The following is an 18,495-nucleotide window of genomic DNA, read 5'->3' as shown; positions in this document are numbered from 1 at the left end:
ACCCGGCCACCGACCCCGAAGGGGGCGAGGTGCACCGAAGTGCACCTCGCCCCCTTCGGAACGCGCCGAAACGAACCGTCAGCCCCGGGTGGCCATCGCGCGCAGGAAGAACGTCAGGTTGGCCGGACGCTCCGCGAGGCGGCGCATGAAGTAGCCGTACCACTCCTGGCCGTACGGCAGGTACACCCGCATGGTGTTGCCGGCCTCGGCGAGGCGCAGCTGCTCCTCCGGGCGGATGCCGTAGAGCATCTGGTACTCGAAGCTGTCGCGCGAGCGACCGTTCCACTCGGCCAGCTGACCGGCGATCTTGATCATGTTCGGGTCGTGCGAGGCGATCATCGGGTAACCCTCGCCGCCCATCAGCACCTTGAGCGCCCGGACGTACGCGAGGTCGACGTCGCGCTTGCCCTGGAAGGCGACCGACTCGGGCTCCTTGTAGGCGCCCTTGCAGAGCCGCACCCGCGACCCGGCCGCCGAGAACTCGCGGCAGTCCTCCTCGGTGCGCCGCAGGTACGCCTGCAGTACGACGCCCAGCCACGGGAAGTCGGCGCGCAGCTCGCGGGCGATCGAGAGGGTGGAGTCCGTGGTGGTGTGGTCCTCCATGTCCAGGGTGACCGTGGTGCCGGCGTCCGCCGCCGCCTCGCAGATCCGCCGGGCGTTCTCCAACGCGATCTTCTCGCCGTCGACGGGCAGGAACTGACCCACCGCCGAGAGCTTGACCGACACCTCGGCGTCGGCGGCCAGGCCGGTCTCCTTGAGCGCGGCGAGCAGGTGCTCGTACGCCTCGGCGGTGCCGGCGGCCTGCGCGGCGTCCTTGGTGTCCTCGCCGAGGTGGTCGAGGGTGACCTTGCGGCCGGTGCCGACCAGCTCGTCCGTGGCGGTGATGCCCTGGTCGAGACGCTCACCGGCGACGAAGCGCTCGACTATCGCGTGGGTCGGCGGGAACTTCTCGACGACGGTGCGCACCTGGGGGGAGCGGGAGGCGGCGAGGAGGGCGGAACGGAGCATCGGTACTCCTGGGCTTTCTTCAAGAGTGGCAGAAAAAAGGGGCGGCGGGTGAGGGTTGGCCGCCGCCCCTGGTAGCACAGGGCAGGGTCAGCCCATGTGCGGGTAGCGGTAGTCCGTCGGCGGGACGAACGTCTCCTTGATGGAGCGGGTCGACGTCCAGCGCGTCAGGTTCTGCTTGGCGCCGGCCTTGTCGTTGGTGCCGGAGGCCCGGGCGCCGCCGAAGGGCTGCTGGCCGACGACGGCGCCGGTCGGCTTGTCGTTGATGTAGAAGTTGCCGGCCGCGTTGCGCAGCTTGAGCATCGCGTGCTGGATGGCCTCACGGTCCTGGGCGATGATCGCGCCGGTCAGGCCGTAGGGCGCCACCGACTCCATCTGGTCGAGCATCTCGTCGTACTTGTCGTCCTCGTAGACGTGCACCGAGAGGATCGGACCGAAGTACTCGTCGCGGAAGTACTCGGCCGCCGGGTCCTCGCAGACCAGCACGGTCGGGCGGACGAAGTAGCCGACCGAGTCGTCGTACGTGCCGCCGGCCAGGATCTCGACCTTGGGGTCGGCCTTGGCACGGTCGATCGCGGCCTTGTTCTTGGCGAACGAACGGTCGTCGATGACGGCGCTCATGAAGTTCGTCAGGTCGTTGACGTCACCCATGGTGATCCACTCGACCTCGTCGCGGAAGTCGCCCTTGATCTCGGCCCAGATCGAGGCCGGGACGTACGCGCGGGAGAGCGCCGAACACTTCTGGCCCTGGAACTCGAAGGCGCCACGGGTCATCGCGGTCTTCAGCACGGCCGGGTCGGCGGACGGGTGGGCGACCAGGAAGTCCTTGCCGCCGGTCTCACCGACGATCCGCGGGTAGGTGCGGTAGCCGGAGATGTTGGTGCCGACCTCGCGCCACAGGTGCTGGAAGGTCGCGGTCGAGCCGGTGAAGTGGATGCCGGCCAGGTCGCGGTGGGTCAGGGCGACCTCGGAGACGGCGAGGCCGTCACCCGTCAGCATGTTGATGACGCCCTTGGGCAGACCGGCCGCCTCGAAGATCTGCATCAGCACGTGCGCGGCGAACTGCTGGGTCGGGGACGGCTTCCACAGCACCACGTTGCCCATCAGCGCCGGGGCGGTGGGCAGGTTGCCCGCGATGGCGGTGAAGTTGAAGGGCGTGATCGCGTAGACGAAGCCCTCCAGCGCGCGGTGGTCCGTGCGGTTCCAGACACCCTCGGAGGAGATCGGCTGCTCGGCGATGATCTGCCGGGCGAAGTGCACGTTGAAGCGCAGGAAGTCGATCAGCTCGCAGGAGGAGTCGATCTCCGCCTGCTGGGCCGTCTTGGACTGGCCGAGCATGGTGGCGGCGGCCAGCGTCTCGCGCCAGGGGCCGGCCAGCAGGTCGGCGGCCTTGAGGAAGATCGCGGCGCGGGAGTCGAAGGAGAGCGCCTGCCAGGCGGGGGCAGCCGCCAGAGCAGCGTCGATGGCGTCGCGCGCATCGTCCTGGGTGGCGTTGCGCAGCGTGCCGAGCCTGGCCGCGTGGTTGTGCGGCTGGACGACGTGGATCTCGGTGCCGGCGCCCATCCGCCGCTCACCGTTGATCGTCATGGTCAGCTGGATCGGCTCCTGGCCGCCCAGCTCCTTCAGCTTGGCCTCGAGGCGGGCCCGTTCGGGGCTGCCGGGGGCGTAGCTGCGGACCGGCTCGTTCACCGGCGCGGGGACCTGGGTCACAGCATCCATGGCGCGCGCTCTCCTTCGACTGATGGCGTGGGCCGACGCGGGTCACAGGTCGGCCATGGGCAACGCTAGCTCCGGCGACGGGGATACTTATTTGGCCTGGCGGCTAAAGTCATCCGTACGGAGTTGTCCGGGCCGACGAACACTCAGGTCAGAGAGCGAGCGACATGACAACACCCGGCCCAGGCGGCGGCATCCCGCTGCGCCAGCTGCTGATGTCGCTGGGCGAGCCGCTGGTGGAACTCCAGGCCGCGCCGGCCGGTCTCGACGTACCGGTACGCGACGTCGCGATCCTCGACCCGGAGGACCCGGCCACCGCCGCCCCCGGCGAACTGGTACTGGCGATCGGGGCCCGGGGCCGGGCCGCACTGCCCGCGCTGCGCGCCGCCGGGCGGGCCAGGGCGGCGGCCGTCGCGGTGAAACTGGACGCCCCCGGCCAGGCGGACGCCCTGCGGGAGGCCGCCACCGAGGCGGGCGTGGCACTGCTCTCCGTCCGCCGGGAGACCCGCTGGGAGCACCTCGACTCGCTCGCCCGCGCGATCATCGCCGGACCGGAGGCACCCGAGACCCCCGAGCACAACGCCGGTGACCTCTTCTCACTCGCCCAGACCGTCGCCGTGCTGACCAACGGCATCGTCTCGATCGAGGACACCTCCAGCCGGGTGCTCGCCTACTCGCGCTCCTCGGACTCCGACGAGGTGGACGACCTGCGGCGGCTCTCCATCCTGGGCTGGCAGGGCCCGGAGCCACTGCTCTCCAAGCTCCGCGAGTGGGGCATCTTCCAGCATCTGCGCAGCCTGGACAGCGCGATCGAGATCGAACCGCACCCGGAGCTGGGCATCCGGCGCCGGATCGCCATCGGCATCCGGGCGGGCGCCCAGCCGCTCGGCACCATCTGGGTGCAGGAGGGCTCCCAGCCGCTCGCCCCGCTCGCCGAGCAGGCCCTCGTCGGCGCGGCCCGGGTCGCGGCGGCCCAACTGGTCCGGCGGCGCCGCGAACTGTCGGCCGACGTACGGCTGACGCAGACCCTGCTCACCGGCCTGCTGGAGGGCTCCACCGGGCCGCAGTCGCTCGCCACCCACCTCGGACTGGACCTGCGCCGCCCGGCGACGGTGCTGGCGTACGCGGCGGGCGCGCCCGGCGAGGGCTCGGACCTGGAGCTGAGCCGGGCCGAGGTGACGGGGCTGATCTCGGTGCACACCGCCGCCCGGCACCGCAGCGCACTGCTGGCCGCGATCGACTCCCGGGTGTACGTCCTGCTGCCGGAGCTGCCGTCCGCGCTGCCGATGGCGACGGTGCGCAGCTGGGCCCAGGAGGTGGTGGCGGCCGCGCAGGAGCACCTGGGCGTTCCGCTGCGGGCGGCGATCGGCAGCACGGTGGACGGGCTCGCGGCGGTGCCGGAGTCCCGGGCGCAGGCGGACCGGATCCTCGACGCGATGGGTCGCGGCGGGGTCGCCCCGGACGTGGCGGCCCTGATCGACGTCCAGGCGGAGGTCCTGGTCAGCGAGGTGCTGGCGCTGCTCCAGGACCGCACCGGCCTGCGCGACCCCCGGCTGACGGCCCTCGCCGGGTACGACCGCCGCCACGGCACCCGCCTCGCCGAGTCGGTCCTCGCCTGGCTGGACGCGTTGGGCGAGGTCCGGGTCGCGGCGGACGCCCTGCACATCCACCCCAACACCCTGCGCTACCGCGTCCGCCGCGCGGAGCAGCTGACCGGCATCGATCTCGCGCAGCCCCAGCAACGCCTGCTGGCGATGCTCCAACTCCGCCTGCCGGCCGAGGACTCGTAGCGCCCGCAGGGCGGGGATCAGTGCTGAGTTCGCTCCACCCGCCACTGCTCCCAGGCCGTCAGCCACGCCTCCTCCGCGGCGGAGGCCGCCCGTGGAGCCCCGCCGGACCAGTAGCGCTCCCAGGCGCGCTGGGCGGGCAGGCTCGGCACCTCGCTCGCGAAGGCGGTGTAGCGGATGACCTCCTCCATCGCCGCCGTACCCTCCGGGGTCGCGGCGGCCCAGTCGGTGTTCTGCGCCAGCCGGGTGAGGTGGTTGACCATCGCGGTGACGGACTCGCCCGCCTCCTCCCGGGTCTCCGAGGCCAGCCGCATCTGCTGACGTACGGCCGCCTCCCAGCGCACCGCGCCGGCCGCTCCGCGTGAGCGGCGCGGCAGTCTCGGCGTGCGGCGGGCCCGGACCTGCGCCTCGATCGAGACGGCCTCCCGGACGGCGTGCTCCACCACCGCGCGGTGGGCCTCCAGGCCGACCACGGGCGGGAGTTCGCGCTCCTCCAGGGCCGCCCGGTGGGCCTGCTGGGCGGCCAGCTTCCGCATCAGGTCGGTACGTCCGAGGATGTAGCGCTCGAAGTCCTGGATCTTCTTCAGTTCGATCCCGCCCGGTGGCACCCCACGACCCGTCACGGTGACGGTGATGCCGTCCACCCGCAGCCGCCCGGCCCAGACCGGCCTGGACGGCTCCGCGCCCTCGCCGGACCGGCAGTCCTCGTGGATCTGGACGGCCCGGGGTTCGCCCTCGACGGTGATCCACTCCCGCAGGGCCCGCACACTGCCCGGCCCGTCGCCCTCGTCGATGTCCAGCTGCTCGTAGACCCGGTCACGCTCGTCCTCGACCACGTCCTCCAGGTCGGGCAGCGCCGCCCCGCGCTCGGCCCCGGGACGGTAGGTCCGGACGGTGACGTACGGGCCCTCGACCGAAGTCCAGTCACCGGACCGGACCTCGACCCAGCCGAGTCTGCCGTTCTGCAGCTCGTACTCGGCGAGCGCGTCACTGTCGCCCGCGACCTCACCACCCGTAGCCTCACCGCCCGCGACCGCACCGGTCGACGGCAGCTCATTTGGGGGCGTGTCAGCCGCCTCGCGCGCCGGGTCGGCGCGATGCGCTCCCCCGCCCTGCTCGGCACGGTCCACCGCGTAGACCGGGAAGTCCGCGTCCGAGAGCACCTGACGGCTGTACTCCTCGTGATCGGCGTAGAAGTCCTCGGGATCCTGGGGCCTGCTCGCGCTCGTCCTCTTCATCCTTTTGCCGCACCCCCGCGTGCTCGCCCTCGCCGTCGGTCCTCGGCCGCCGCACCGGGCCGTGCCCGCGCCTGCCGCCGTTGCCGCCCCACGATACGTTGGAAGGACCTGCTGAGCCATCAGCTTCCCTCGTACGGTTGCCAGATGGCCCACCCGGCCCCGCCAGGGCCGGTTTGTCAGTAGCCTTGCCTACCCTGGGCGGCATGACAGCTTCCAAGAGCTTCCCCGCCCGGCTCAGCATCGTCACGCTCGGGGTCTCCGACCTGGGGCGGAGCACCGAGTTCTACGAGGCGCTCGGCTGGCGGCGCTCGGCGGCCTCCAGCCCGGAGATCGTCTGGTTCCGCACGTCGGGCTCCGCGCTCGGCCTCTTCCCCTACGAGGCGCTCGCGGCCGACGCCGGTGTCCCGGCCGGTGGCGAGCCGTCCTTCCGAGGGGTCACCCTCGCGGTCAACCTGGAGTCCCCCGAGCTGGTCGACGCCGCGCTGGAGACGGCGGTCGCGGCCGGGGCCACGGTGGTCAAGCCCCCGGCCGCCGCCGACTGGGGCGGGTACTCGGGCTACTTCGAGGACCCGGACGGGCACCTGTGGGAGCTGGCCCACAACCCGTTCTTCCCGTTCACCGAGGACGGCCGGCTCGATCTCCCGTAACCGGCCGTCCCCGGGCTCCCGCAGCCTCTACGACTTCTGCGAGCGGGCCTTGAAGGCCGCCTTCCGGGCCTCCTTCGCGACGTTCCGCTCCAGGTGCAGCTCGCCGACGGCATCCAGCACCTCGGCGGTGTACGGGTGCGGCACTCGCCACACCTCGCCGAAGAAGCTCGCCGGGTTGTCCGTCACCGGCAGCCCCCGGATCAGCTCCTGCAGCACCTCCGCCTCGCCCTCGCTGGTCAGCAGCTGGGCGGCGAAGGTGTCGATCATCGTCCAGAGCACCATCGGACGCTCGGGAGCGGCCACCTCCACACCCTGCGACCGCAGCCACGCCCGCACCGCGCCGCCGAGCTGCTCGTCGTCCAGCACCTCGTTCGCGGCCGGCTGCGCGGCCGCGCCCAGCTCGTCCAGGGCCTGCACGCAGAGCAGCCGCCGGACGGGGCTGTAGGTGTCCGTGCCCCGCGCGGCGTCCAGCAGCTCGCGCGCCGCCGCCAGCGGCTCCCGGCCGCTCAGCCAGACCAGCAGCTCGCGGTCGGGCATCACGTTGGCGTTCTCCGAGATGCCGCGCAGCAGCGCCTCCGCGTCGCCCTGGGCGAGCTCGCCGATCAGCGGCGCGTCGTAGCCGTCCTCCAGCAGCCACTGCCGCACGGCGTACTGCCCGAGCGGGGTGAGCCGGACCAGCCCGAAGCGGTCGGAGTCCTCGTCGCCGAGATCCCCGAGGTCCCCCGCCCCGGTCTGCTCGGCGGCGGCGGCCTCCTCGGGCTCCTCCTCCTCGAACAGCTCCGGGTCGATCGGGCGGTGCTCCAGCAAGCCCAGCTCGGCGAGATCGGCCAGCATCGGGTCGAGCATCACCATCAGGTCGGTGATGTCGCCGAGCAGTTCCTCGTCCGGCTCCTCACCCTCCGGGACGACCAGCAGCGCGGCGAGCACGCCCAGCGGCACGGTCTCCTGGCCGGGCTCGGCGAAGGCGGTGGTCTCGTACAGCACCTGGAGGGCCTCGTCGAGCAGCTCGGCGGCCTCCTGGCGGGACTCCTCCACCTCGGCGAGGCGGGCTTCCTCCTTCGCCGCCCCTTCCTCGCCCTCCACGTCCTCGCCGTCGCCGTCCTCGGCCTCCAGGTCGAGCGAGTCGGCCTCGGCGGCGAGTTCCCGGACGATACCGGCGGCGGTCAGCCAGAGTTCCAGGACGGTCTCGGTGTCACCCTCGTCCACGGCCTCCAGATCCGGGCCCGGGATCGCGACGTGCTCACCCTTCGCCGTGGTGCCGATCTCGACCAGGTCGAGGTCACAGGCGAGCGACCAGGCCCGCATGGCCTCGACCACAGCCTCCTCCGGCACCTCGCCCTCGGTGGGGGCCAGCCCGAGCAGGCGGGCGGCGGGCTCCTGGTCGGGCTCGGTCAGGTCGCCGAACTCGTCCACGGCGCGGTGCGGGTCCGTCCAGCGGGCCAGCTTCAGCGCGTGGTCGAGCAGCGGCACCGCCAGCGCGGCGGCGGCGAGCTCGGGCTCCGAGGGCAGCGCGATCGGGGGGACGAGCACGGCGGCGTCGTCCAGGTCCTCGTCGCCCTGAACCCGCGCGGCGAACGCGCCGTAGAGGTCGGCCAGCTCGTAGTCGGCCGGCAGCAGGCTCTCGGCGGGCAACCCACCGGGCCCGGTCGGCGACGGGTTGTCAGGGGTGGTGCGGCGTCGTCCGGCCATTGTTGCGAGGTCTCCCGTTGTGGCGGTGGTCACTGCCAGGAGGACCGGGTGGGTACCGGTCCATCAACTCAGCGTATCCGCCCGGCGCCCCGCTTGCCGGTCTGCGCGCCGCCCGGCCCGCACGACCACGTATCCTTCGGATGGCCCACTGCCCACCCCGCAGCGGCCTCCGGGCAACGAAGCCCACCTTCCCCAGTACATCCGCCCCACCAGGACTCCGTTTCCAGGCCACCACCCCGGGCCGGTCCGGCCCACGGTGGTGCCCAGCCACAGGAGACCCCTGCCATGGCGGACCTCTCCCCTGCCGGCCCCGGACTGTCCACAGCACAGTTCGGCGGACGCCGGCTCTCGGAGGCCCTGCTCCCCCTGGAGCTCGCACCACGTACGCAGCTCCAGCTCGCCGCGATCAGCCGCTGGAACGCGCTGCGCGGCATCCGCGTCGGCCTGGTCGCCGCCGCCCTCCTCTTCCTCCTGATCGGCGCCAACCTGGCCACGCCGATCTACCCCGTACTCCAGCAGCGTCTCGGGCTGACCGCCCTGGACACCACGATCCTGTTCACGGTGTACGTCTTCGCCCTCGTCCCGGTGCTCGCCGCCGTCGGACACTGGTCGGACCACCTGGGTCGCCGGGCCATGATCCTGCCCGCCATCGCCCTCGCGGCCGGCGGGGACGCGCTCTTCGCGACCGCCCACAGCTTCTGGCAGCTGGCCGCCGGACGCGCCGTCCAGGGCATCGCGGTCGGCCTCGCCACCGGCGCTGCCGGAGCGGCCCTCGGCGACCTGCTGCCCGACCACCCGACGCTGGCCGCCAAGCTCACGCTGGCCTGCTCGGCCGGCGGGGTGGCACTCGGCCCGATCGTCGGCGCCTCCCTCTCCGGCGGGGCCAACCCGCTGCTGACGCCCTTCCTGGTGCACGCCGTCGCGCTGCTGGCGCTCTGCGTCCCGCTCGCACTGGTGCACCCCCGGATGCCCGGCCGCCAGCGGCCCCCGGCGGCCCCGCCGCGCATCACCACCCCGGCCCACCTGCGCCCGCGCCGGCTGGCGCTGCCCGCCCAGGGCCGGGCCGAGTTCCTGCTCGCCTCCGGGGCCGGCTTCGTCTCGTACGCGGTCTTCGGGGTGTACCTGAGCCTGGCGCCCGCCTTCTCCGCCAAGCTGCTGCACAGCAGCTCGCACATGACCGGCGCGGTGGTGGCGGCCCTGCTGCTCGGCTCCTCCGCCGCCGCCCAGCTGCTCGTGCCGCCCACGGCGGACCGCGTGGTGATCGCCCTCGGCATGACCGGCCTGGCCACCGGCCTGGCCCTGGTCGTCACCGCCGCCTACACCGGCACCCCGGCCCTGCTCTTCATCGGCAGCGTGCTCGGCGGCTCCTGCCAGGGCGTGGCCTTCCGCTCACTGTTCACCAGCGCGGTCGCCGCGATGGACCCGGAGCGGCGCGGCAGCGAACTCTCCGCCCTCTGGGTGATCGTCTACCTCGGCAGCTCCCTCCCGATCGTCGCGGTCGGCGCCATCAGCCAGAACTACGGCCTCCTCCCGGCCGTCAGCGGCTTCGCCACCCTCGCCGCGCTGGCCTGCCTGGGCCTCGCCGCAGCGGTCGTCAAGAGGAAGTAGCTGCGCAGACCACGCGCCCCCGCCGGTCAGCCGGACGCACACAGAAACGCCACTGCCGTGGACCCCGGAAGGGAGTCCACGGCAGTGGCGTTTTTACCTCAACTCAGACGTTGAAGAGCTCAGACGTTGAAGCCGAGCGCCCGCAGCTGGTCGCGGCCGTCGTCGGTGATCTTGTCCGGGCCCCACGGCGGCATCCAGACCCAGTTGATCCGGAGATCCTGGACGAGGCCGTCGGTGGCGGTCTTCGCCTGGTCCTCGATGACGTCCGTCAGCGGGCAGGCCGCCGAGGTGAGCGTCATGTCGATGGTGGCCACGTCGGACTCGTCGATGTGGACGCCGTAGATCAGGCCCAGGTTGACCACGTCGATGCCCAGTTCGGGGTCGACGACGTCCATCAGGGCCTCGATCAGGTCCTCGACGGAGACGGTGCCCGCCGTGGTGCCGACGATGACCGTCGGCCCCTCGGTGGCGGCGGCCTCGGGAGCCGCGGCCTCCGAGGTGGTCTCGGTGTCGCTCATGTTCTAAGCCCTCCTCGGGCAGGTAGGTCGCAGGTCAGTCGTTGACGGCGGGCTGCTGGGCGAGCGCCTTGGCGGTCGCGTCCTTCCAGGCCATCCAGCTCAGCAGTGCGCACTTCACCCGGGCCGGGAACTTGGACACACCGGCGAACGCGACGGCGTCCTCCAGCACCTCCTCGTCACCCTCGGACGTGCCCTTGCTCTGCATCAGCTCCAGGAACGCCTCCTGGACGGCCTGGGCGTCGCCCACGTTCTTCCCGACCACCAGGTCGTTCAGGACGGACGCGCTGGCCTGGCTGATCGAGCAGCCCTGCGACTCGTACGAGACATCGGCCACGACCGGGCCGTCGAGCCGCACCCGCAGGGTGATCTCGTCGCCACAGGTCGGGTTGACGTGGTGCACCTCGACGTCGCCGTCGCGCAGGCCCTTGCCGTGGGGGTTCCGGTAGTGGTCCAGGATGATGTCCTGGTACATCGAGTCGAGCTTCATGTGTGGTCCCTCCGCCCGTCAGCCGAAGAAGTTGCGGACGTGCTGCAGGCCGTCGATGAGTGCGTCGACATCGGACGGCGTGGAGTACAGGTAGAACGACGCCCTGGTGGTCGCCGGAATTCCGTACCGCAGGCAGACCGGCCGCGCGCAGTGGTGGCCGACCCGGACGGCGATGCCCTGCTCGTCCAGCACCTGGCCCACGTCGTGCGGGTGGATGTCGCCGAGCACGAAGGAGATCGCGGCGCCACGGTCGACGGCCGTGCGAGGGCCGATGATCCGCAGCTCCGGGACCTCCTGCAGGCGGGTGACCGCGTACTCGGTGAGCGTGTGCTCGTGAGCGGCGATCTTGTCCATGCCGATGTTGGTCAGGTAGTCGATGGCCGCGCCGAGACCGACCGCCTGCGCGATCGGCGGCGTACCGGCCTCGAACTTGTGCGGCGCGGGGGCGTAGGTGGACGAGCCCATCGTGACGGTCTCGATCATCTCGCCACCGCCCAGGAACGGCGGGAGGTCCTCCAGCAGCTCCTGGCGGCCCCAGAGCACGCCGATGCCGGTCGGAGCCAGCATCTTGTGCCCGGTGAAGGCGACGAAGTCGGCCTCCAGCGCCTGCACGTCCAGCACCATGTGCGGGGCGGCCTGCGAGGCGTCGATCAGCACCAGCGCGCCGACCGACTGGGCCTTGCGGACGATCTGCTCGACCGGGTTGACCGTGCCCATCAGGTTGGAGACCAACGTGAAGGAGACGATCTTCGTCTTCTCGGTGATCAGCTCGTCGATGTTGGACAGGTCGAGCCGACCCTCGTCGGTGAGCCCGAACCACTTCAGCTTCGCGCCGGTGCGCTGCGAGAGCAGCTGCCACGGGACGATGTTGGAGTGGTGCTCCATCTCGGTGATGACGATCTCCGCGTCCGCGTCCACGCGGTACGGCTCATCGGCCCAGGCGAGCATGTTGGCGACCAGGTTGAGCGACTCCGAGGCGTTCTTGGTGAAGATCACCTCGTCCCGGCTCGGCGCGTTGATGAACGCCGCGACCTTGTCACGAGCGCCCTCGTACAGCGCCGTGGCCTCCTCGGCCAGCACGTGCACGCCACGGTGCACGTTGGCGTTGTGGCGCTCGTAGTACGCGTTGAGGGCGTCCAGCACCTGCCGGGGCTTCTGGGAGGTCGCCGCGTTGTCCAGGTAGATCAGGGGCTTCTCGTCGTGCAGCACGCGCTGCAGGATCGGGAAGTCCTTGCGGAGCAGGTCGCCGAACTCCTGGGCCGGAGCCAGCAGGCCCGCGAATGCCGAGCCGGGATGGGTTGTCACTCGGAAGCGCCGCCCTTCACGTATGCCGCGTAGCCCTCGTTCTCCAGCTTGTCCGCGAGCTCGGCGCCACCGGACTCGACGATGCGACCGGCCGAGAACACGTGGACGTGGTCGGGCTTGATGTACTTGAGGATCCGGGTGTAGTGCGTGACCAGCAGGGTGCCGACCTCGCCCGAGGCGGCAACCCGGTTGATGCCCTCGGAGACCTGGCGCAGCGCGTCGACGTCCAGACCGGAGTCCGTCTCGTCGAGGATCGCGATCTTCGGCTTGAGCAGCTCGAGCTGGAGGATCTCGTGGCGCTTCTTCTCGCCGCCGGAGAAGCCCTCGTTCACGTTGCGCTCGGCGAACGCCGGGTCCATCTGCAGGGCGGCCATCGCCGCCTTGACCTCCTTGACCCAGAGCCGCAGCTTCGGGGCCTCGCCACGGATCGCCGTGGCGGCGGTACGGAGGAAGTTGGAGACCGAGACGCCGGGGACCTCGACCGGGTACTGCATGGCCAGGAAGACACCGGCGCGGGCGCGCTCGTCAACGGTCATCGCGAGCACGTCGACGCCGTCGAGCAGCACCTCACCGCTGGTGACGGTGTACTTCGGGTGGCCGGCCAGCGTGTACGCCAGGGTCGACTTGCCGGAGCCGTTGGGGCCCATGATGGCGTGGGTCTCGCCCTGCTTCACGGTCAGGTCGACGCCGCGCAGGATCTCGCGGGCACCGCCCTCGGTCTCGACGGAGACGTGCAGGTCGCGGATTTCAAGGGTTGCCATGCTCAGGACTCCTGGTTGACGGAGACGAGCACATCGTCCCCTTCGATCTTTACGGGGTAAACGGGAACCGGCTTGGTGGCGGGCAGCCCGGAGGGCTTGCCGGAGCGCAGGTCGAAGCTGGAGCCGTGCAGCCAGCACTCGATCATGCAGTCCTCGACCTCACCCTCGGAGAGCGAGACGTTCGCGTGCGAGCAGATGTCGTTGATCGCGAACACCCCCTCGTCGGTGCGGACGAGAGCGACCGGCACACCGTTGAGCTCGACGCGCTTGGGGACGTCCTCCGCCAGGTCGGCGATCGAACAGGCACGGAGATAACTCATCCGACGTTCGCTTCCAGCTCGGCGTCGATCTTCTCCAGCAGCTGGTCCTGGATCTCCGGGACACCGATCTGCTGCACCAGCTCGGCGAAGAAGCCGCGCACCACCAGGCGGCGGGCCTCGTCGGCCGGGATGCCACGGGACTGGAGGTAGAACAGCTGCTCGTCGTCGAAGCGGCCGGTCGCCGAGGCGTGGCCGGCGCCGACGATCTCGCCGGTCTCGATCTCCAGGTTCGGGATCGAGTCGACCCGGGCGCCGTCGGTGAGCACCAGGTTGCGGTTGTGCTCGTAGGTGTCGGTGCCCTCGGCGGCGGCGCGGATCAGCACGTCGCCGACCCAGACCGCGTGCGCGTCCTGGCCCTGCAGCGCGCCCTTGTAGACCACGTTGGAGCGGCAGTGCGGGGTGTCGTGGTCGATCTGGAGGCGGTGCTCCTGGTGCTGGCCTGCGTCCGCGAAGTACAGGCCGTAGAGCACGGCCTCGCCGCCGGGGGCGGCGTAGGTGACACGCGGGTGCAGCCGGACGAGGTCGCCACCGAAGGTGACCACGACGGACTTGAGCGAGGCGTCCCGGCCGACCAGGGCGGTCTGCTGCGCGGCGTGCACCGCGTCGCGCTCCCAGTCCTGGACAGACACGAAGGTCAGCTTCGCGCCGTCGCCGACCAGCAGCTCGACGTTGGCGGCCCGGGTGCCGGTACCGGTGTGGTTCAGCACCACGACGGCCTCGGCGAACGGCTTGACGTCGATCACCACGTGGGAGAAGCGGACACCGCCCTCGCCGTGCACGTCGATCTTCACCGGCTCGGTCAGCACCGCGTCCTTGGGGACGGTGACGACCAGCGCCTCCTTGAAGGAGCTGAACGCCTGCGCGGCGACCCGGTCGACCGGCTTGCCGGCCTTGCCCAGGCGGGCGTCGTCGCGGCCGACCGTCTCGGCGGTGACGCCGTCGGGCAGGCCGAACTCGACCTTGTCCTCGCCGTTCGCGCCCTCGGCGGCGGTGCCGTCGTGCAGACCGGCGAGGCGGTGCAGCGGGGTGAACCGCCAGTCCTCCTCGCGGCCGGTCGGCACCGGGAAGTCGTTCACGTCGTACGAGGGCTTGGTCGCGACGCGGGCGTCGATCGGCTGCGTGACGGTGGCGCGGCCCGTGCCGGGACCGGCCAGCTGCACGCCTGCGCCGGCGGTGCCGACCTCGATCGAACCGGCCGTCGTGGAGCCGGAGGGGGTGTTGACGTCAGCCATGGCTGTCGTGGTGCTCTCTTCCTGAAAGGTGTGGGCTGAGGCTTCGCGCGGCTGACGTCAGCCGACGGAGCCCTCCATCTGCAGCTCGATCAGCCGGTTCAGCTCCAGCGCGTACTCCATCGGGAGCTCGCGGGCGATCGGCTCGACGAAGCCACGGACGATCATCGCCATCGCCTCGAACTCGGTCAGGCCCCGGCTCATCAGGTAGAAGAGCTGGTCGGCGCTGACCTTGGAGACCGTCGCCTCGTGCGCCATCGACACGTCGTCCTCGCGGACGTCCACGTACGGGTAGGTGTCCGAGCGCGAGATGGTGTCGACCAGCAGCGCGTCGCACATCACGTTCGACTTGGCGCCCTTGGAGCCCTCGCCGATCTCGATCAGACCACGGTACGAAGTCCGGCCACCGCCACGCGCCACCGACTTGGAGACGATGTTGGAGGAGGTGTTCGGCGCCATGTGCACCATCTTGGCGCCGGCGTCCTGGTGCTGGCCCTCGCCCGCGAACGCGATCGACAGCGTCTCGCCCTTGGCGTGCTCGCCCATCAGGTAGACGGCCGGGTACTTCATGGTGACCTTGGAACCGATGTTGCCGTCGATCCACTCCATGGTCGCGCCCTCGTACGCCACGGCGCGCTTGGTGACCAGGTTGTAGACGTTGTTCGACCAGTTCTGGATCGTCGTGTAGCGGCAGCGGCCGCCCTTCTTGACGATGATCTCGACCACGGCGCTGTGCAGCGAGTCCGAGGAGTAGATCGGCGCGGTGCAGCCCTCGACGTAGTGGACGTAGGCGTCCTCGTCGACGATGATCAGCGTCCGCTCGAACTGGCCCATGTTCTCGGTGTTGATCCGGAAGTAGGCCTGCAGCGGGATGTCCACCTTGACGCCCGGGGGGACGTAGATGAACGAGCCGCCGGACCAGACGGCCGTGTTCAGCGCGGCGAACTTGTTGTCGCCCGCCGGGATCACGGTGCCGAAGTACTCCTTGAAGATCTCCGGGTACTGCTTCAGCGCGGTGTCCGTGTCGAGGAAGAGCACGCCCTGCTCCTCCAGGTCCTCACGGATCTGGTGGTAGACGACCTCGGACTCGTACTGCGCGGCGACACCGGCGACCAGGCGCTGCTTCTCCGCCTCCGGGATGCCGAGGCGGTCGTACGTCGCCTTGATGTCGGCGGGCAGGTCCTCCCAGGACTCGGCCTGCTTCTCGGTCGAACGCACGAAGTACTTGATGTTGTCGAAGTCGATGCCCGACAGGTCGGAGCCCCAGGTCGGCATGGGCTTCTTGCCGAACAGCTTGAGGCCCTTGAGACGCAGGTTCAGCATCCACTCGGACTCGGACTTCTTGGACGAGATGTCGCGGACGACGTCCTCGCTGAGGCCGCGCTTGGCCAGCGAACCGGCGGCGTCGGGGTCGGACCAGCCGTACTCGTAGGTGCCCAGGCCGTCGAGCTCCGGGTGCGAAACGGTGTCAGTCATGCGAGGTTCCTCCGCGCGGACGCAGGTGCTGATGGGATTGACGTACCGGCAGTCGGCGCGGCATCGGGCGCCTGGCGCTTGCCGTGCGACGATGCGGCACCGGGTGCCGGCACATAAGTGGTGCAGACCCCGTCGCCGTGGGCGATCGTGGCCAGCCGTTGCACATGGGTGCCCAGAAGCTGGGAGAAGACCTCGGTCTCCGCCTCGCAGAGCTGCGGGAACTGCTCGGCGATGTGCGCGACCGGGCAGTGGTGCTGGCAGAGCTGAGCGCCGACCGGAGCCTTCGAGACACCGGCTGACGGCACTCGCCGCACAGTGGCAGCGTACCCGTCGGCGCTGAGGGCCTCGGCGAGCGCCTCGGTCCGCAGGCCGTCACCGGCCTGCTCCAGCGAATCGAGGTACTTCTGGCCCTGCTTGGCGAACCGGGCCCGGGCGAAGGCGGCGACCGCCTCCTCGCCCGCCTTGCCGCCACCCACCGCGTCGGAGATCCAGCGCAGTGCGTCGGCGGCGAGCTGGTCGTACGCCTGGTAGAAGGCGTCCCGGCCGGACTCGGTGAGCGCGAAGAGCTTGGCCGGACGGCCCCGGCCCCGGCTGCCGTAGACCCGCTGCTCGCGGGACTCGACCAGGCCGGCTGCGAGCAGCCCGTCCAGGTGGCGGCGGACGGCGGCGCTGGTGAGGCCCAGCCGTCCTGCCAGGTCGGCGGCCGAGGAGGGCCCGTGGTCGAGGATCGAACGAGCGACCCTGTCCCTGGTGGCCCGGTGCCCGTCGAGCAGCACCTCGGTCGCCGTCTCGGGCACGGCGCAACCGGGGGCCGACTCGGCCTCCAGCTGCTGGTCGTGCTCGCGAGATGTTTTCACAACACCAGTGTTGCGTAATTACTCACGGAAGGACAAGCCGTGATGCACGCCTCATTCGTGGTGTCAGTCACGCAGGCAAGCCTTACCTGAGAGCCCCGGCGAGCGCCTTTTAGACTCCCTCGTATGCGGAATCAACCTGCGGTCTCGGTGGCCGGACTGGTCAAGCGGTACGGCTCCAAGGCGGCGGTGAACGGCCTCGACCTGGTCATCCCGGGCGCGGCGGTCACCGCCGTGCTCGGCCCGAACGGCGCCGGAAAGACCACCACCATCGAGATCTGCGAGGGCTACCGCCGCCCCGACGCGGGCACCGTCCGCGTCCTCGGACTCGATCCGGTCACGGACGCCGCACAGCTGAAACCTCGCGTCGGTGTCATGTTGCAGTCCGGTGGCGTGTACGCCGGTGCACGCGCCGTCGAGATGCTCCAACACACCGCCAAGTTGCACGCGAACCCACTGAACGTCCCCGACCTGGTCGAGCGCCTCGGCCTCGGCTCCTGCGGCCGGACCACCTACCGGCGGCTCTCCGGCGGCCAGCAGCAACGCCTCGCGCTGGCGATGGCCGTGGTCGGCCGCCCCGAGCTGGTCTTCCTGGACGAACCCACCGCCGGCCTCGACCCGCAGGCCCGCCACGCCACCTGGGAGCTGGTCCGCGACCTCAGGCGGGACGGCGTCACCGTCGTCGTCACCACCCACCACATGGACGAGGCCGAACAGCTCGCCGACCAGGTCGCGATCATCGACCAGGGCCGCGTGATCACCACCGGCAGCCCCGAGGAGCTCTGCCGAGGCGGCGCGGAGAGCAGCCTGCGCTTCGACGGCCCGACCGGACTCGACCTCGGCGCACTGCTCAAGGTGCTCCCCGACGGCGCGTCCGTCACCGAACCCACCCCCGGTTCGTACCGGGTCGAGGCACCGATCGACCCCCAACTGCTCGCCACCGTCACCGGCTGGTGCGCACAGGCGGGCGTCATGCCGGACCGCCTGACGGTGCAACGGCGCAGCCTCGAAGACGTCTTCCTCGATCTGACCGGACGGGACCTGCGCTCATGACCACCTCCTACTCCCCCGCCCCCGGCGCGGCCCCCGTCGGCCGGATGCTGCTCGCGCAGACCCTGTTCGAGACCAAGATGCTGCTGCGCAACGGCGAACAGCTGCTGCTCACCGTGATCATCCCGACCGTGCTGCTGGTGCTTTTCAGCGCCGTGGACGTGGTCTCGGTGACCGGGCCCGGCAAGCGGGTCGACTTCCTGGCACCCGGACTGCTGGCCCTCGCCGTGATGTCCACGGCCTTCACCGGCCAGGCCATCGCGACCGGCTTCGAACGCCGGTACGGGGTACTGAAGCGGCTGGGCGCGAGCCCGCTGCCGCGCTGGGCGCTGCTCACCGCGAAGACCGGATGCGTGCTGGTCACCGAGGCGCTGCAGGTCGCGCTGCTCTCGGCGATCGCGCTGACCCTGGGCTGGTCCCCGCAGGGCAACGCCCTCGCGGTGGTCGCGCTGCTGGTGCTGGGCACCGCCGCGTTCTCCGGCCTCGGCCTGCTGATGGCCGGCACGCTGAAGGCGGAGGCGACGCTGGCCGCCGCCAATTTGGTGTTCATCCTGCTGCTGCTGGCCGGCGGCGTGATCGTGCCGCTCGCCAAGTTCCCGTCGGGCGTCCGGTCCGTACTGGACCTGCTGCCGATCAGCGCGCTCTCGGACGGGCTCCGCTCGGTCCTCCAGTACGGCGCCGGCATGCCCTGGTCGGACCTCGGCATCCTCGCCGCCTGGGCGGTCCTGGGACTGGCCGCTGCGGCACGCTTCTTCCGCTGGGAATAAGCGCCAGAGCTGGACCAGCCACGAACGAACCGCGAACG

General features: G+C 71.0%; 17 protein-coding genes. 5 read left to right on the top strand and 12 right to left on the bottom strand.

From position 1 onward, the window contains the following. Positions 1-78: 78 nt before the first annotated feature. Both P3T29_RS11145 and pruA read right to left on the bottom strand, forming a co-directional pair. Entirely contained in the window at positions 79-1,008 is a 930-nt protein-coding gene (locus P3T29_RS11145) for a proline dehydrogenase family protein (RefSeq protein ID WP_280716179.1), read from the bottom strand. 87 nt (positions 1,009-1,095) lie between these two features. Beyond that, on the bottom strand, positions 1,096-2,724 hold the full coding sequence (gene pruA / locus P3T29_RS11140) for an L-glutamate gamma-semialdehyde dehydrogenase (RefSeq protein WP_280716178.1): 1,629 nt from the start codon (positions 2,722-2,724) through the stop codon (positions 1,096-1,098). Positions 2,725-2,888: 164 nt separating this feature from the next. On the opposite strand from pruA, the gene P3T29_RS11135 reads away from it, so the two are divergent. Continuing rightward, complete coding sequence (locus P3T29_RS11135; protein WP_280716177.1) at positions 2,889-4,511, top strand: helix-turn-helix domain-containing protein; 1,623 nt, start codon at positions 2,889-2,891, stop codon at positions 4,509-4,511. A gap of 17 nt (positions 4,512-4,528) precedes the next feature. On the opposite strand, the gene P3T29_RS11130 is transcribed toward P3T29_RS11135, so the two are convergent. Further along, complete coding sequence (locus P3T29_RS11130) at positions 4,529-5,746, bottom strand: hypothetical protein (protein ID WP_280716176.1); 1,218 nt, start codon at positions 5,744-5,746, stop codon at positions 4,529-4,531. Positions 5,747-5,949: 203 nt separating this feature from the next. On the opposite strand from P3T29_RS11130, the gene P3T29_RS11125 reads away from it, so the two are divergent. Continuing rightward, positions 5,950-6,393 (top strand): VOC family protein, encoded by a 444-nt coding sequence (locus P3T29_RS11125; RefSeq protein ID WP_280716175.1) that lies wholly within the window; start codon positions 5,950-5,952, stop codon positions 6,391-6,393. 27 nt (positions 6,394-6,420) lie between these two features. Here the strand turns inward: P3T29_RS11125 and P3T29_RS11120 are convergent, their stop codons facing one another. Continuing rightward, complete coding sequence (locus tag P3T29_RS11120) at positions 6,421-8,082, bottom strand: hypothetical protein (RefSeq protein WP_280716174.1); 1,662 nt, start codon at positions 8,080-8,082, stop codon at positions 6,421-6,423. 285 nt (positions 8,083-8,367) lie between these two features. Between P3T29_RS11120 and P3T29_RS11115 the strand changes: the two genes are divergently transcribed. Then, entirely contained in the window at positions 8,368-9,690 is a 1,323-nt protein-coding gene (locus P3T29_RS11115) for an MFS transporter (RefSeq protein ID WP_280716173.1), read from the top strand. A 119-nt stretch (positions 9,691-9,809) separates the two neighbouring features. On the opposite strand, the gene P3T29_RS11110 is transcribed toward P3T29_RS11115, so the two are convergent. Genes P3T29_RS11110 through P3T29_RS11075 form a run of 8 tightly spaced genes read right to left on the bottom strand, consistent with a single transcriptional unit; the run spans position 9,810 to position 16,583 of the window. Beyond that, entirely contained in the window at positions 9,810-10,208 is a 399-nt protein-coding gene (locus P3T29_RS11110; RefSeq protein ID WP_280716172.1) for a metal-sulfur cluster assembly factor, read from the bottom strand. A 34-nt stretch (positions 10,209-10,242) separates the two neighbouring features. After that, positions 10,243-10,695: a Fe-S cluster assembly sulfur transfer protein SufU gene (gene sufU, locus P3T29_RS11105; RefSeq protein ID WP_280716171.1), complete on the bottom strand. Its 453-nt coding sequence runs from the start codon at positions 10,693-10,695 to the stop codon at positions 10,243-10,245. Positions 10,696-10,713: 18 nt separating this feature from the next. Next, positions 10,714-11,967, bottom strand: coding sequence for a cysteine desulfurase (locus P3T29_RS11100; protein ID WP_280716222.1), 1,254 nt, complete (start codon positions 11,965-11,967; stop codon positions 10,714-10,716). 29 nt (positions 11,968-11,996) lie between these two features. Further along, positions 11,997-12,761, bottom strand: a complete 765-nt coding sequence (gene sufC / locus P3T29_RS11095) for a Fe-S cluster assembly ATPase SufC (protein ID WP_280716170.1) — start codon at positions 12,759-12,761, stop codon at positions 11,997-11,999. Between the two features lie 2 nt (positions 12,762-12,763). Further along, positions 12,764-13,081, bottom strand: a complete 318-nt coding sequence (locus P3T29_RS11090) for a non-heme iron oxygenase ferredoxin subunit (RefSeq protein ID WP_280716169.1) — start codon at positions 13,079-13,081, stop codon at positions 12,764-12,766. Then, positions 13,078-14,313, bottom strand: a complete 1,236-nt coding sequence (gene sufD / locus P3T29_RS11085; RefSeq protein ID WP_280716168.1) for a Fe-S cluster assembly protein SufD — start codon at positions 14,311-14,313, stop codon at positions 13,078-13,080. Before sufD ends, P3T29_RS11090 begins: the two co-directional genes overlap by 4 nt. Before the next feature lie 57 nt (positions 14,314-14,370). Further along, entirely contained in the window at positions 14,371-15,786 is a 1,416-nt protein-coding gene (gene sufB / locus P3T29_RS11080) for a Fe-S cluster assembly protein SufB (protein ID WP_280716167.1), read from the bottom strand. Further along, positions 15,783-16,583, bottom strand: coding sequence for a helix-turn-helix domain-containing protein (locus P3T29_RS11075; protein ID WP_280716221.1), 801 nt, complete (start codon positions 16,581-16,583; stop codon positions 15,783-15,785). Before P3T29_RS11075 ends, sufB begins: the two co-directional genes overlap by 4 nt. Positions 16,584-16,766: 183 nt before the next feature. Between P3T29_RS11075 and P3T29_RS11070 the strand changes: the two genes are divergently transcribed. Together P3T29_RS11070 and P3T29_RS11065 are read left to right on the top strand one after the other, a co-directional pair. Further along, complete coding sequence (locus tag P3T29_RS11070; RefSeq protein ID WP_280716166.1) at positions 16,767-17,693, top strand: ABC transporter ATP-binding protein; 927 nt, start codon at positions 16,767-16,769, stop codon at positions 17,691-17,693. Further along, positions 17,690-18,457, top strand: coding sequence for an ABC transporter permease (locus P3T29_RS11065; RefSeq protein ID WP_280716165.1), 768 nt, complete (start codon positions 17,690-17,692; stop codon positions 18,455-18,457). Before P3T29_RS11070 ends, P3T29_RS11065 begins: the two co-directional genes overlap by 4 nt. The last annotated feature ends 38 nt before the right edge of the window (positions 18,458-18,495 follow it).

It is taken from the genome of Kitasatospora sp. MAP5-34 (genome assembly GCF_029894335.1).
Lineage (GTDB): Bacteria > Actinomycetota > Actinomycetes > Streptomycetales > Streptomycetaceae > Kitasatospora.
Note: the sequence above shows the minus strand (reverse complement) of the source record. Positions and strands in the feature narration are given on the sequence as shown.

Coding starts and splice junctions, on each gene's coding strand:
- P3T29_RS11145 (WP_280716179.1), bottom strand. CDS start 1,008: ATGCTCCGTTCCGCCCTCCTCGCCGCCTCCCGCTCCCCCCAGGTGCGC.
- pruA (WP_280716178.1), bottom strand. CDS start 2,724: ATGGATGCTGTGACCCAGGTCCCCGCGCCGGTGAACGAGCCGGTCCGC.
- P3T29_RS11135 (WP_280716177.1), top strand. CDS start 2,889: ATGACAACACCCGGCCCAGGCGGCGGCATCCCGCTGCGCCAGCTGCTG.
- P3T29_RS11130 (WP_280716176.1), bottom strand. CDS start 5,746: ATGAAGAGGACGAGCGCGAGCAGGCCCCAGGATCCCGAGGACTTCTAC.
- P3T29_RS11125 (WP_280716175.1), top strand. CDS start 5,950: ATGACAGCTTCCAAGAGCTTCCCCGCCCGGCTCAGCATCGTCACGCTC.
- P3T29_RS11120 (WP_280716174.1), bottom strand. CDS start 8,082: ATGGCCGGACGACGCCGCACCACCCCTGACAACCCGTCGCCGACCGGG.
- P3T29_RS11115 (WP_280716173.1), top strand. CDS start 8,368: ATGGCGGACCTCTCCCCTGCCGGCCCCGGACTGTCCACAGCACAGTTC.
- P3T29_RS11110 (WP_280716172.1), bottom strand. CDS start 10,208: ATGAGCGACACCGAGACCACCTCGGAGGCCGCGGCTCCCGAGGCCGCC.
- sufU (WP_280716171.1), bottom strand. CDS start 10,695: ATGAAGCTCGACTCGATGTACCAGGACATCATCCTGGACCACTACCGG.
- sufC (WP_280716170.1), bottom strand. CDS start 12,761: ATGGCAACCCTTGAAATCCGCGACCTGCACGTCTCCGTCGAGACCGAG.
- P3T29_RS11090 (WP_280716169.1), bottom strand. CDS start 13,081: ATGAGTTATCTCCGTGCCTGTTCGATCGCCGACCTGGCGGAGGACGTC.
- sufD (WP_280716168.1), bottom strand. CDS start 14,313: ATGGCTGACGTCAACACCCCCTCCGGCTCCACGACGGCCGGTTCGATC.
- sufB (WP_280716167.1), bottom strand. CDS start 15,786: ATGACTGACACCGTTTCGCACCCGGAGCTCGACGGCCTGGGCACCTAC.
- P3T29_RS11070 (WP_280716166.1), top strand. CDS start 16,767: ATGCGGAATCAACCTGCGGTCTCGGTGGCCGGACTGGTCAAGCGGTAC.
- P3T29_RS11065 (WP_280716165.1), top strand. CDS start 17,690: ATGACCACCTCCTACTCCCCCGCCCCCGGCGCGGCCCCCGTCGGCCGG.